At 73.4% G+C, this 11,607-nt stretch carries 14 protein-coding genes; 4 read left to right on the forward strand and 10 right to left on the reverse strand.

All coding sequences use genetic code 11. From position 1 onward, the window contains the following. Positions 1-76 precede the first annotated feature (76 nt). Positions 77-1,114 carry a zinc ribbon domain-containing protein gene (locus DKT69_RS19290; protein ID WP_161557888.1) on the reverse strand — a complete coding sequence of 346 codons (1,038 nt, stop codon included), beginning with the start codon at positions 1,112-1,114 and terminating at the stop codon, positions 77-79. Then, the gene (locus DKT69_RS38405; protein WP_201749738.1) at positions 1,027-1,488 is read right to left on the reverse strand and encodes a hypothetical protein; all 462 of its coding nucleotides are present in this window, start codon (positions 1,486-1,488) and stop codon (positions 1,027-1,029) included. The genes DKT69_RS19290 and DKT69_RS38405 overlap by 88 nt, the downstream gene beginning before the upstream one ends. On the opposite strand from DKT69_RS38405, the gene DKT69_RS41130 reads away from it, so the two are divergent. Continuing rightward, on the forward strand, positions 1,371-1,721 hold the full coding sequence (locus DKT69_RS41130) for a DUF6058 family natural product biosynthesis protein (protein WP_109802914.1): 351 nt from the start codon (positions 1,371-1,373) through the stop codon (positions 1,719-1,721). The two genes, DKT69_RS38405 and DKT69_RS41130, sit on opposite strands and share 118 nt — an antisense overlap. Here the strand turns inward: DKT69_RS41130 and DKT69_RS19300 are convergent. Further along, complete coding sequence (locus DKT69_RS19300; protein WP_109802915.1) at positions 1,703-2,620, reverse strand: M56 family metallopeptidase; 918 nt, start codon at positions 2,618-2,620, stop codon at positions 1,703-1,705. The genes DKT69_RS41130 and DKT69_RS19300 overlap by 19 nt on opposite strands. Beyond that, positions 2,617-2,988, reverse strand: coding sequence for a BlaI/MecI/CopY family transcriptional regulator (locus DKT69_RS19305; protein WP_109802916.1), 372 nt, complete (start codon positions 2,986-2,988; stop codon positions 2,617-2,619). The genes DKT69_RS19300 and DKT69_RS19305 overlap by 4 nt, the downstream gene beginning before the upstream one ends. 83 nt (positions 2,989-3,071) lie before the next feature. Here DKT69_RS19305 and DKT69_RS19310 point away from each other — a divergent pair, with 83 nt between their 5' ends. Continuing rightward, positions 3,072-3,719, forward strand: coding sequence for a phosphatase PAP2 family protein (locus tag DKT69_RS19310; RefSeq protein ID WP_109802917.1), 648 nt, complete (start codon positions 3,072-3,074; stop codon positions 3,717-3,719). A 23-nt stretch (positions 3,720-3,742) separates the two neighbouring features. Here the strand turns inward: DKT69_RS19310 and DKT69_RS19315 are convergent, their stop codons facing one another. The 3 genes from DKT69_RS19315 to DKT69_RS19325 form a co-directional block, all read right to left on the reverse strand. Beyond that, positions 3,743-5,752: an elongation factor G gene (locus tag DKT69_RS19315; protein ID WP_109802918.1), complete on the reverse strand. Its 2,010-nt coding sequence runs from the start codon at positions 5,750-5,752 to the stop codon at positions 3,743-3,745. A gap of 228 nt (positions 5,753-5,980) precedes the next feature. After that, positions 5,981-6,394, reverse strand: coding sequence for a VOC family protein (locus DKT69_RS19320; protein ID WP_109802919.1), 414 nt, complete (start codon positions 6,392-6,394; stop codon positions 5,981-5,983). A 111-nt stretch (positions 6,395-6,505) separates the two neighbouring features. Continuing rightward, entirely contained in the window at positions 6,506-6,901 is a 396-nt protein-coding gene (locus tag DKT69_RS19325) for a hypothetical protein (protein WP_109802920.1), read from the reverse strand. Positions 6,902-7,182: 281 nt separating this feature from the next. Between DKT69_RS19325 and DKT69_RS19330 the strand changes: the two genes are divergently transcribed. Further along, positions 7,183-7,995: an alpha/beta hydrolase gene (locus DKT69_RS19330; protein ID WP_109802921.1), complete on the forward strand. Its 813-nt coding sequence runs from the start codon at positions 7,183-7,185 to the stop codon at positions 7,993-7,995. Here DKT69_RS19330 and DKT69_RS19335 read toward each other — a convergent pair. Beyond that, on the reverse strand, positions 7,992-8,498 hold the full coding sequence (locus tag DKT69_RS19335; protein WP_109802922.1) for a DinB family protein: 507 nt from the start codon (positions 8,496-8,498) through the stop codon (positions 7,992-7,994). The genes DKT69_RS19330 and DKT69_RS19335 overlap by 4 nt on opposite strands. Positions 8,499-8,613: 115 nt before the next feature. Here DKT69_RS19335 and DKT69_RS19340 point away from each other — a divergent pair, with 115 nt between their 5' ends. Then, positions 8,614-9,651 carry a M36 family metallopeptidase gene (locus DKT69_RS19340; protein WP_109802930.1) on the forward strand — a complete coding sequence of 346 codons (1,038 nt, stop codon included), beginning with the start codon at positions 8,614-8,616 and terminating at the stop codon, positions 9,649-9,651. A gap of 40 nt (positions 9,652-9,691) precedes the next feature. On the opposite strand, the gene DKT69_RS19345 is transcribed toward DKT69_RS19340, so the two are convergent. Next, complete coding sequence (locus DKT69_RS19345; protein WP_109802923.1) at positions 9,692-10,501, reverse strand: M15 family metallopeptidase; 810 nt, start codon at positions 10,499-10,501, stop codon at positions 9,692-9,694. 88 nt (positions 10,502-10,589) lie between these two features. Beyond that, a partial coding sequence (locus DKT69_RS19350; protein ID WP_109802931.1) for a D-alanyl-D-alanine carboxypeptidase family protein occupies positions 10,590-11,607 on the reverse strand: 1,018 nt, incomplete at its 5' end.

Raw genomic sequence — 11,607 nt, forward strand, 5'->3', positions numbered from 1 at the left:
CGGGACACCGCAATGGATATTCGTGCGGATGGTTCGGTAGGCGCCGAAGGATCGCGGCCGTAGCGTCTCTGGTTTCCTATGTGATCCTCAGCGAGCCAGACTCCCTGCCGGTACTTCCGTCCCGGTTGATGATCGGGGTGGCGTGCACGTGGCGGTGGAAGCCGCGGCCGAGGACGGCCCCGCGAACCCGGTGTGGGTGTCGCGGAGCGGTGGTGGGAACCGTGTACGGCACCTGGCGAACCCGCCCTGACGGCTGGGTCTCCTGGGGTGTCCGTCCCGCCGGACGCTTGCCGGCAGTTCCCGGTGGGGGTTCTGCCGGGGCGGGAACCTGCCGTCGCAAGGGCAGCAGGCGTGAAGTCTTGACCGCTGCAGGTCGGACCTGCCTCGGGGTAGGTACCGTCTTGCGTCGGTCCCGCACCGGCCTGATCGTGGCGGCTCGGGTTGGTCGACGCGTCCGGTGACGGACCGGTGTGTCGGTGGCGGTCCGGATCGCGGTATTGCCGTTACGGCCGCGGCGGGTTTTGGGCTGGTTGGCGAGGCCCCGGGCGGCGATCCGCTGCGACGCGGCGTGGTCACGGTCCATCGACAGGCCACACGAGCAGGTGGCCCACCGGTACCCGGCCACGCGCCCCTGCGGTGTTTTGACGTGTTTGACCACAGCCCCGCAGCGGGGACAGCCCGATGATGTGCCACGCGCCGGGACAGTGACGACGGCGATGCCTGCTTTCGCGGCAAGGTGGGCGATGGCGGTGAACACGGTGCCGCGCACCGCACCAGACAGTCGCCGGTTGAGGCTGCGTGACCGGCCATGCGCCTCGAGTGTGGCGAGGTCCTCGATGTAGATGGCGGTGGCGCCGACCGCGGTGGCGTGGTCGACGAGCCACCGCGCCGCCGACCAGGCAAGAGCGTTGTTGAGATGCCGGATTCGGGCGCACACCGCCGAATGCTCAGCCTCTAGGAGGGCAAGCTTCGCATTCAATGCCGCTGCGGCAGGGTTGTGGGTGGGCCGGCCGTCACGCAGCCGCGTCAGATGGTCGGCTTTGGTTTTGAGGTGTTCGCGGTGGCGGCGTAGCCGCACCAGTTTCGCCGACACACCGGTCGCGTCGAACCGCAACGGGCGCCCTGCACGACAACGGAGCCGTCCCGGTCGAGGTCGGCCACGGTGGCGGTCAGCAGGGTGTTCACCCCCCAGTCGACACCCAGGGCACGCGTGTGGCCGTCCACCGGCGGCGGGGTGTGCGGGGTCTGGCAGGGCAGGTCAACGCGAACTTTGCCGTCGCCGGGCCGCAGCGTCGGCGTGCACACTTTCACCCCGGCGGGCACGGTCGCCGGCAGCACCACGTCGAAGGCATGCCACACCCAGTCGCGGTATGCGGCCGGCGCCGGGCACATCGGGAGCTGCGCCCACACCCGCACCATACGGCCGTCGACCCGGTCGACGACGACCTGTTGCCGATCGGCCGCAGCCAGGCTCACCTGCCGCGCCACGGCCGGCGGACCCTCCAACTCACACAGGTCCGCCGGCAGGTGACCATGCATGTCGAACCGGACGAGCCGGACGCCGGGTCGGCGGTCGGTCGGCGCGGCTGCACGCGCTGGTCGACGAGCTGGACGCGCTGGAGCCGGCGTTCACCGGGTACGACCGGCTCCGCTTCGGGGGACCGACCTCCCGGGACAGCTGCGTCGACGCGGTGCGGGCCCGCTACCCGCGCTGCGAGTGAGCGAGCTCCGCGCGTTCGAAGACGCGTTCGCCCTGGTGCTGGACGGTCGCGGCGCCCAGGGTCAGCGCGGCGAGGACCAGGGCGAGCACGGCGACGGCCGGGCCACGTCGCGGGGTGGGCGGGTCGAGCAGGGCCCGTACCCGATTCGGGACGTCGCCCCCGGTCGCGGCGGTCAGGAGGTCGCCGGGGTGGCGCCGTCGGGCCAGGGCGGCCCGGGCCAGGGCGCGGGCGACCAGCCGGCGGTCCCCGAGTCGGGCGGCGGCGTCCTCGTCGGCCCACCGTTCGACGGCGTTGCGCAGCGTCCGGGCGGTGGGGGCGAGTGACGGGTTGGCCGTGGCGGCCAGGTCGACCGCGGTGATCCACCAGGCGTGCCGGTGGGACAGGTGAGATCCCTCGTGGGCGAGCAGTGCGGCGCGTTCGTCGGGGGCGAGGGCGCGCAGCATGCCGCGGGTGACCACGATGCGGCCGGTGGCCTCGGGGGTGGTGAAGGCGTCGGGAGTGTCGGTGTCGAGCACCACGAGGGAGCCGGGTTCGCCGAGTCGGCCGCAGTCGCGGTGCGCGGCGCGCATCGCCCGGGTCCGGCGGATGAGGAAGACGGCGGTGCGGGCGGCCGCGGCGGCGAGGGCGAGCAGGGCGGCGGCCGAGACCGGCCAGGGCACGGGAGCCTGCGACCGCAGCGCCTGGACCGACCAGGCGCCGGCCGCGGCGATCTCGGCGTCCTGGCCGATCCAGGTGGCGGCGACGACCGCGGCGGCGAACCAGAGCGCCGAGGTGACGAGGAGGCCTGTCGGCGCGAGGAGCCGCACGGCGAGGGCGGGTCGGAGGGTACGGCTCAGCCATGGGCCGCAGCAGGCGTAGGCGACGGCGGACGCCAGCACCACCCCCAGGGCGACGATCATGAGTCCGGCTCGGTCCGTTGGAGCAGGGTGACCAGCAGCGCCTCGTCCTCCGGCGTGAGCGAGCCGACGAAGCGGGTCAGGACGGCCGAGCGGTCGGTGTCGTCGTCGTCGAGCAGCCGACGCATCTGGTGGGCGGTCACCTGGGCACGGTCGCGTACCGCCTGGTAGGCGTAGGCGCGCCCGGCCGGGTGGCGGGTGACGCGCCCCTTGCCGTGCAGGCGGGCCAGCACCGTGGTGACGGTGTTGTAGGCCAGCCCGGCGTCGAGGCGCTCCCGGACCGTCGCCGGGGTGAGCGGCGCGTCCGCGGCGGCGAGCGCCGCCAGGATCTCGTGTTCCAGGTCGCCGTGCCGGCGGCGTCTGCTCTCCACCCGTCCCCCATCAACTACAAATCTTGTAGTAGTAAGCTCTGACCTACAAACATTGTAGGTGTCACTCGACGACGGGGAGCGGGATGGACGTCGGGCTGTTCGACGAGGTCAACCGGTTCGCGGTGGCCACCCCCTGGCTGCATGCCGCGGTGACTGGCTACGCGGCATTCGGCGTGGTGCTCTTCGCCGCCATCATGCTGGCCGGCTGGTGGTACGCCCGGCGCACGAGCGAGGCGGACCGGGTGGCGGCGGCCGTCCTCGCCCCGGTGGCGACCCTGCTGGCGGTGGCCGTGAACCAGCCGTTCGTGTCGGCGTTCCACGAGGCCCGCCCCTACACCAGCCACCCGGACATCCTCGTGCTCGCCACCCGCAGCACCGATTTCTCGTTCCCCTCCGACCACTCGGTGATGGCGGGCGCCGCGGCCGCCGCGCTGTGGTTCGTGTCCCGACGACTCGGCCTGGTCACCGCGGTCGCCGCGCTGGCGATGGGCTTCTCCCGGATCTACATCGCCGCGCACTACCCGCACGATGTCCTCGTCGGCCTGCTCCTCGGCGCCGTGGTCGCGGTCCTCGTCGTGCTGCTCGCCCGCCCGTTCACCACCCGGCTGGTCACCGCGACGGGTCGTACCGCGTTGCGCCCGCTGGTCACCGCCGAGCCCCCGACGCCGCCCGGTCCGGTCGTCGCCGCCGCCGGCCGGGAACGGACCCCGCCGGAGGACACCGGCCGGTGACCGCCAGGGCCGCAGTACGGCGGTCACCCGTCCTGGACCGCTCCGGTGACCCGGCGCGCCACCGCCAGCAGGTAGTCCTTGCGGTTGAGCGGGTTGTGGTCCCAGCGCGGCCGGCTCGGCACCGGCCCACGCACCGGCCGGTAGTGGTCGAACTCCGACTCCAGCATCCCCTCGCCCCGGGTCAGCGACGGCAGGCGCTGCTCCAGGGCGTGCACCCGGCCGGCCGGCACCTCTCCCTCCACCGGGTACGACGAGCCGCGCAGCGTGGAGCCGCGGGGCACCGCACCGAGCCCGGCGAGCACCGGCAGCACCGCGCCGAACAGATCCGCCGGCACGTCCAGGCGGAACCGGTGCATCGGCTCGTGCACCCGGGTGCCGGCCCGGGTGAGGGCGTCCATCAGGACCAGCGGGGTCAGGTTGCGGAAGTCCCCGGCGGTGCTGGACATGCTCTTGTCGAACACCCCGTGCGAGTGGCTCTGCCGGGCCCAGTACCCGCCGTGGGTCAGGGTGACCACGCAGTCGATCACCGCCCAGCCGCGCAGGCCCTGACGCAGGGTCTCCCGGACCGTCTCCTCGATGGCCTTGAGGAAGGCCAGCGGCATCGAGCCGAGTTCGATGCCGAGGCGGAACTCCACCCCGCTGTCGAGGGGGCCCGGTTCGATCCGCAGCCCCACGGTGGCGAGGAACGGGTTCGGCTCCCTGCCGATCCACTCCACGGCGGCGCCGACCCCGACCGGGCGTTCCACGCAGACGGTGGTGGTCTCCCGGAAGTCGACCCGCACGCCGTACTCGTCGGCGAGGGTGGCCTGGATGACCTCCTTCTGCACCTCGCCGTAGAGCGACACGGCGATCTCCTGCCGGATGTCGTCCTGCCGCAGGTTGATCAGCGGGTCCTGCTCGGCGAGCTGGGCGAGGGCCGAGTGCAGGGCCGCCCGCTCGGCGGCGCGGCACGGCACCACCACGGTCTCCAGGGTCGGCGGGGAGAAGTGGTGGCGGCCGGCCGGCCGGGCGGGCGGCGTACCGAGGAAGTCGCCGACCCGGACGTCGGCCAGACCCCACACCCGGGCGATCCGGCCGGCGCCCACCGCGGGGGCCGGCAGGGCGGTACCGGCCTCGAAGACACTGATCGCGGTGACCTTGGCCGCCGCGTCCCGCCGGAACGGGACCCGGTCGCGGACCCGCAGGGCGCCGGTGAAGATCCGGGCGTACGCGATCTTCTCGCCGGCCGGTCCGCGCTCGACCTTGAAGACCGTGCCGCACAGCGGGGCGGCCTCGTCGCCCTCCGCCGCCGGCAGCAGCTCGACGAGGCCGGCGATGAGCGGCTCGACGCCGGCCCCGGTGATCGCCGAGCCGGCGAAGACCGGGTGTACCCGCGCCCGGCGGGTCTGCACGGCGAGCGCCCGGCGCAGCCGGTGCCCGGTCACCGCGCGCTCGTCCTCGACGTACGCGGCGAGCAGCGCGTCGTCGTGCGCGGAGAGCAGGTCGACGAGCCGGTCGGTGAACGCGGGCTCGTCGGGCCCGCGCGGGATGGTGCGGGCGGCCGGGGTGCCGCGGTCCTCGACCCGTACGGTCGCGACCACGTCCGGCGTCAGCTTCTCGGCGATCTGGCGCAGCACCCGCTCCGGGTCGGCGCCGGCCCGGTCGACCTTGTTGACGAAGATCAGGGTGGGGATGCGCAGCCGTTGCAGCGTCCGCATCAGCACCCGGGTCTGGGCCTGGACGCCCTCGACCGCGGAGACGACCAACACCGCGCCGTCGAGCACGCCGAGCACCCGCTCGACCTCGGCGATGAAGTCCGGGTGGCCGGGGGTGTCGATGAGGTTGACGGTGACCCCGTCGACGACGAAGGAGACCACGGCGGAACGGATGGTGATGCCGCGCTGCCGTTCCAGCTCCATCGTGTCGGTGCGGGTGCTGCCGTCGTCGACGCTGCCGAGCTCGTCGATGACGCCGGCGCTGTGCAGCAGCCGCTCCGTCAGGCTCGTCTTACCGGCGTCGACATGTGCCAGGATTCCCAAGTTCAACGTCTTCACGCAGCGTCATGTCCTCTGGGTAGGTGGTGATTCCCTTCTGGTGGGACATGGACGCTGCGCGCATTGCCTGGCTCCTCTGCTCGGTCTTTCCTGGTCGGATTGCAGCAGCCGGCCCCGGGGCCGGCAACCGATTAACCCGTCCGGGTGGGCGGTTGGCGCGGTGCGGGGGCCGTTGCGGCGGGGGATTCGGCGCTGGGATGCGCCGGCGGAGGGGCCCGCTGATTGTCGTTATTTCGCCAGCCCGTGCGTCTGGACGTGGTGCGGGTTGGTCATCACGCCGAGCACGTTGCCGAACGGGTCGACGACCGAGGCGGTGACGAAGCCGTGGCCCCGTTCGCGCGGCGGGTCGTGCACCGCGGCCCCGGCGGCCAGCAGGCGGTCGAAGGCGGCGGTCACGTCGTCGACGTGCCAGTAGACGATCGCCCCGCCGGGCCGGTCGGCCGCGCCGGGCGGCGCGAAGCGCCGGTCGATCAGGCCCAGCTCGTCCTGGTGGTCACCCAGGCGGAACTCGTAGTAGGCGGGGCTCCCGTCCGGGCCGGACCGTTCGAAGTAGGGCTCGAGGGCGAGCAGGTCGGCGTACCAGGCGCGGGCGGCCGGCAGGTCGTCGGCCCAGAAGCTGACGGTGGCGAGTCCTCGCAGCATGATCGGTCCCTCTCGTCGTCGGCGCGCTTGACCGCACGCTACGACCGGGGTCCGACTCTTTTCGCGGGCCGCCCACGCAGGCTCGCCCGCGAGGCCGGCCCGCTGCGGCCGCTACTGGGCCTGGCCGACCGTGGGGCGGACCGTGACCCGCTCCATGAAGGGGAAGCGCGTGGTGAGGTCGGCGAGGGTCGCGCCGGCCCGCCAGGCGGCGGCCACCTGGACGACCTGGACCAGGTCGGTGCAGTCGCCCCGGGCCTGGACCTCCCCCGCCACCCTGATGTCGATCATGAAGTATCGGGCCTGGGAGCCCAGTCCGACGCAGACGGTGCCCCGTTCGGAGGTCAGCTCGGCGCAGGTGAAGCGGCTGCGACCCTGCTCGGGGGCGGACACGCGGCCGACGTCGAGCTGGTGCTGAGCGGCCGTCGCGCCGAGCCCGGACGCCAGCCCGCCCCGTTCGACCAGGTCGGGGTAGAGGCGCACACCCAGCGCCGTCGACACGTCGCTCATGACTGACTCCCACTTCCTCGTGACAGAGACCAGCAGCGCGCAGGTTTCACGGAGGTTTCCGGCGCGCGTGTGGCCATCCTGTCCCTCCTGGACGGCCAGGGCAATAGGAACGGTCGATTCATCCGCGAATGGGGCGGAACGCCGTTGACACCTGGACGCCGGCCCTGGTCGCGGCCACGGACGCCACGAGCGCCGTCGCGGTCGATCTGCGGCAGCTCCGGTACGCGCTCTGACCGGCCGGCGGGAGCGGCCCCGGGCCGGCTCGCCTAGCATCGGCGGGCATGGCCCTCGTACGGTGTGACTTCTTCTCCGAAGCGCTGGGCATGGGCACCTCGATGACGGTGCTCCTGCCGGAGCGGACCTCGTCCGGGATCGGCATGGCCGGCAACCCCGCCGCGGGCGACCCGCCCGTGCTCTACCTGCTGCACGGCCTGACCGACGACGACACGATCTGGACCCGCCGCACCTCGATCGAGCGGTACGTCGCGCCGCTCGGGCTGGCCGTGGTGATGCCGAACGCCGACCGCAGCTTCTACACCGACGAGAAGCACGGCAACCGGTACTGGACCTTCCTCAGCGCCGAACTGCCCGAGGTGTGCCGATCGTTCTTCCGGCTCTCCGACCGGCGGGAGGACACCTTCGTCGCCGGGCTGTCGATGGGCGGCTACGGGGCGGTGAAGTGGGCGCTGCGCGAGCCGGGGCGGTTCGCGGCGGCGGCCAGCCTCTCCGGCGCGCTCGACGTGGCCGAGCGGCGGGAGCACCCGACCAGGCCGGTGGACCCGGCGGTCTGGCACACCGTCTGGGACGACCGGCAGGTGCCCGGCACCGACGACGACACGGTCGCGCTGCTGGAGCGCGCCGGCGACGACCTGCCCGCGCTCTACGTCGCCTGCGGCACCGAGGACTTCCTGTACGAGGACAACACCCGCTTCGTCGAGACGGCCCGGCGGCGCGGGGTGCCGCTCACCGTGGACTTCTCCCCCGGCGCGCACGACTGGGCGTACTGGGACGCGAAGATCCAGGACGTGCTGGCCTGGCTGCCACTGCGGCGCGACCGGCCGCCGGCCGCTGAACGTCCGGCGCCGGAGGGCTAGACGCCGACGGTGCCGTCGATCGCCTCGCGGAGGAAGTCGGCGTGCCCGTTGTGCCGGGCGTACTCGTGCATCATGTGCAGCATCACCAGCCGCAGCGACACGTCCTCACCCCAGCGGACCTGGTGGCCGGTCACGTCCAGCGACTCCGCCTCCCGCTCGATGCGGCGGGCGTGCTCGACCTCCCGCTGCCAGGCCTCGAACGCCTCGGACCGGCTGGCCCCGGTCGCGTCGTACGCCTCCTGGTAGTCGCCGCTCTCCGACCAGACCAGCGGGACGTCCTCGGCGTTGATCACGCGGCGGAACCAGGCACGCTCCACCTCTGCCATGTGCCGGACCAGCCCGAGCAGCGACAGCGTCGAGGGCGGGGAGGACTGCCGGCGCAGCTCCTCGTCGCTGAGGCCCGCGCACTTGAGGGCCAGCGTGGCCCGGTGGAAGTCGAGGAAGACGCGCAGCGTCTCGCGCTCCCCCGCCAGCAGGGGCGGGCCGATCCGTTCGGTCTCCACGAGGGGTCCTTCCTGGGACGACGGGAGGGCTGCTGGCCGGCCCGTCGAGGCTTGGCAGGGTTCGCCGGGGAGCCTAGTCTCAGCGGATCGATCCACCGCTGAAGGGATCATGTTGATGCACCCCCACATCAGACGTTCCGCGCTGGTCGCCTCGGTGGTCACCGCGGCGCTGGTCGCCGGCGGCACGACCGTCCAGGCCGCCGGCGACCCGTACGGGCACAGCGCCACCGCCACGGTCTTCGCCCCGAACCCGGTGCAGCAGCTCGGCGACCAGGGCCTGACCGACGCGAAGGACGCCGACTACCCGGCGCTGGCCGGCGCGTACCGGTCGGTGCTGCTGACCAACCTGGACGGTTCCGGCACCCTCACCGGGAAGTACGTCGCGGTGAAGAGCAAGACCGGCACGCCGGCCCGGGCCGTCGACGGCGGGTATCCGGGGTGGCACCGCGACGCCGACCAGTTCGAGCAGGTCATGGGCTACCACTGGGTGAACACCGCCCAGGCGTACCTGCAGTCGCTCGGCTTCGGCAGCACGCTGCGGCCGGTCAACCAGCGGCAGATCGAGCTGCGCATCGACCAGTACGGCGGCGACAACTCGTTCTTCCGCGAGGACAAGGCCAACATCACCCTGGGCAAGGGCGGCGTGGACGACGCCGAGGACGCCGAGGTGATCGTCCACGAGTACGGCCACTCGGTGCAGGACGGGCAGGTGCCCGGCTTCGGTACGAACCTCGAGTCCGGCTCCATCGGCGAGGCGTTCGGCGACTACCTGGCGGTCGTGGTGACCAGCTGGGCGACCGGCACGCCGACGAGGACCCCGGAGGCCTGCGTGGCCGACTGGGACTCGGTCTCCTACACCCGTACCGCCCCGCACTGCCTGCGCCGACTCGACGGCACCAAGGTCTACCCGCAGGACATGCGGGGCGAGGTGCACGCCGACGGCGAGATCTGGTCCCGCGCGCTGTGGGACATCCGCACCGCGCTGGGCGACCGCGCGGCCACCACGCTGATCGTGGAGGCGCAGTTCGACTTCGCCGCGGACACCTCGTTCCGGGACGCGGCGCTGGCCACGGTCGCCGCCGCGCAGCGGCTCTACGGGTCGACCGCCGCGTCGGCGACCCGGGCGGCGTTCGTCGCCCGCGGCATCCTCTGACCGGGCGCCGTCCCGGCCGGGCGCCCGGCCGGGACGGCGCTCACCGCAGTGACGACCGGGCCACCGGGAAGTCGAAGTACGTCGTCGGGTACGGCTCGGCGGTGAGGCGGTAGTGCCACCACTCCCGCGGATAGTTCTCGAATCCCTGGGCGGTCATCAGCCGCCGCAGCAGCTCCCGGTTCGCCCGGGCGTCCCCGGTGATCCGCGGGTCGGCGGTGTGCGCGCGCGGGTCGAAGCAGTCGAACCCGGTGCCCATGTCGACCGAGTTGTCGGGGAACCGCCGCCCCGGCGGCGCGGTGCAGGCGACCAGCGGCTGTCCCGGCACGTACCCGGGCTGGGTGGGCGGCGGGACGGGGACCAGGGTGAGGTCGAGGGTGCTGCCCCGGCTGTGCGCGGTCGGCGCGCCGATGTACCCGTCGGCGAAGAGCTTCGACTTGGCCTCGTCGGGATAGAACTCGGCCTTCATCTGCTGCTCCCCCGGCACCTTCGCCCAGGCCACGAAGTCGTCGGCGGCCCGCTGCGGGCGGTAGCAGTCGTACACCTTCAGGCTGCGCCGCTGGGCGAGCGCGGCGGCCTGCACCCGGCGCAGGGCCTCCGCCGCCGCACGGGTGAGCAGGCAGAGCGCCTCGGGGTAGCCGGCGATCGGACGACCGACGAAGTTGTGCGCGGTGGCGTACCGGATGTCGCTGTGGATGCTCGGGTCGACGTCGGAGAGCGCCACGAAGTCCGCCGGGGCCTGCGGCCCGGGTTGCTGGCAGCCCGCGTCGACGGCTGCCACGGCGACGAGCACGACCGCCAGGTGCCGAGCAGTACGCCGGGCCGCGCCGCACGCTCGTCTCCCGCTGCTCACGCTACTCACGCTGCCTGTCTACCGGACCCACCTCGGCGGCGACGGGCCAACTCGCAGACCCGGCACGTACGGCTCGGCCGGAGCGGAGCTACCCGCCCTGGCCGGTCATGGCCGAGCTGGTCCGCACGGCGTGCCGGCGACGCCGCGTGATCAGCACGGTTCCGCCGGCCACCAGCACCGCACCGAACCCGAGGAGCGGACCGATCCCGGCCCAGGGCGTGGCGGCGCCGGCCGGGGCGCCGTGCAGGCCGGCCCCGCCGGCGAGGGCCGACGGCGGCACCGTGCCGGTCGGCGCGGCGCTGGCGGCGGTCAGCTCGCCGGGGCGGACCAGCCGGCCGACGGCGACGTCCCGCCGCAGCCCGAAGCCCCAGTCGAGCAGCGCCGCACCCTGCTGCCAACCCCGCTGGGTGGGGATCTCCGCGCCGAGCACGGTCACCACCAGCCGCCGGCCGTTGCGCTCGGCCGCGCCCACGTACGTGTGCCGGGCGAGGTCGGTGAACCCGGTCTTGCCGCCCAGCGCGCCCGGATACCGGTACAGCAGCTGGTTGTCGTTCTGGATCTGGAAGGGCTTCTCGCGCAGGGCCGGCTGGCCGGGGATCTCGGCGGTGCGGGTCGCCGTGTACCGGCGGAAGGCCGGATCGGCGAAGCAGGCCCGGAAGATCAGCGCCAGGTCGTACGCGCTGGTGAACTGGCCCGGACCGTCCAGGCCCGACGGCGTCACCGCGTGGGTCTGGAGGGCGCCGAGCAGCCGCGCCTGCTCGTTCATGGCGCGGATCCCGCCGGCCTGGCCGCCCGCGCCGCCGCCGAGCCGGGCCAGCGCGTTGGCCGCCTCGTTGCCGGACTTGAGCAGCAGGCCCAGCCAGATCGTCTCGATCCGGTACCGGCCGCCCTCGGCCAGGCCGACCGCGGAGCTGCCCGGCTCGATGGCCAGGTCCTCCGCCGTCACGGTGACCTCCTGCCAGGGGTCCAACCGGGGCAGCATCGTGGCGGCCAGCAGCAGCTTCTGCACGCTGGCCGGAACCCCGTACTCGTGCGGGCCGCAGCCGCCGAGCACCGCGCCGCTGTCCAGGTCGGCGACCAGCCACGACGTGGCGGTCACCGCGGGT

It is taken from the genome of Micromonospora sicca, from assembly GCF_003172935.1.
In the GTDB taxonomy this organism is placed as follows: Bacteria; Actinomycetota; Actinomycetes; order Mycobacteriales; family Micromonosporaceae; genus Micromonospora; species Micromonospora sicca.

What these genes read in the sequence shown, in the direction of transcription:
- DKT69_RS41130 (WP_109802914.1), top strand. Translation starts at nt 1,371, where the DNA reads ATGCGGCCGGCGCCGGGCACATCGGGAGCTGCGCCCACACCCGCACCA.
- DKT69_RS19300 (WP_109802915.1), bottom strand. Translation starts at nt 2,620, where the DNA reads ATGATCGTCGCCCTGGGGGTGGTGCTGGCGTCCGCCGTCGCCTACGCC.
- DKT69_RS19310 (WP_109802917.1), top strand. Translation starts at nt 3,072, where the DNA reads ATGGACGTCGGGCTGTTCGACGAGGTCAACCGGTTCGCGGTGGCCACC.
- DKT69_RS19320 (WP_109802919.1), bottom strand. Translation starts at nt 6,394, where the DNA reads ATGCTGCGAGGACTCGCCACCGTCAGCTTCTGGGCCGACGACCTGCCG.
- DKT69_RS19325 (WP_109802920.1), bottom strand. Translation starts at nt 6,901, where the DNA reads ATGAGCGACGTGTCGACGGCGCTGGGTGTGCGCCTCTACCCCGACCTG.
- DKT69_RS19330 (WP_109802921.1), top strand. Translation starts at nt 7,183, where the DNA reads ATGGCCCTCGTACGGTGTGACTTCTTCTCCGAAGCGCTGGGCATGGGC.
- DKT69_RS19340 (WP_109802930.1), top strand. Translation starts at nt 8,614, where the DNA reads ATGCACCCCCACATCAGACGTTCCGCGCTGGTCGCCTCGGTGGTCACC.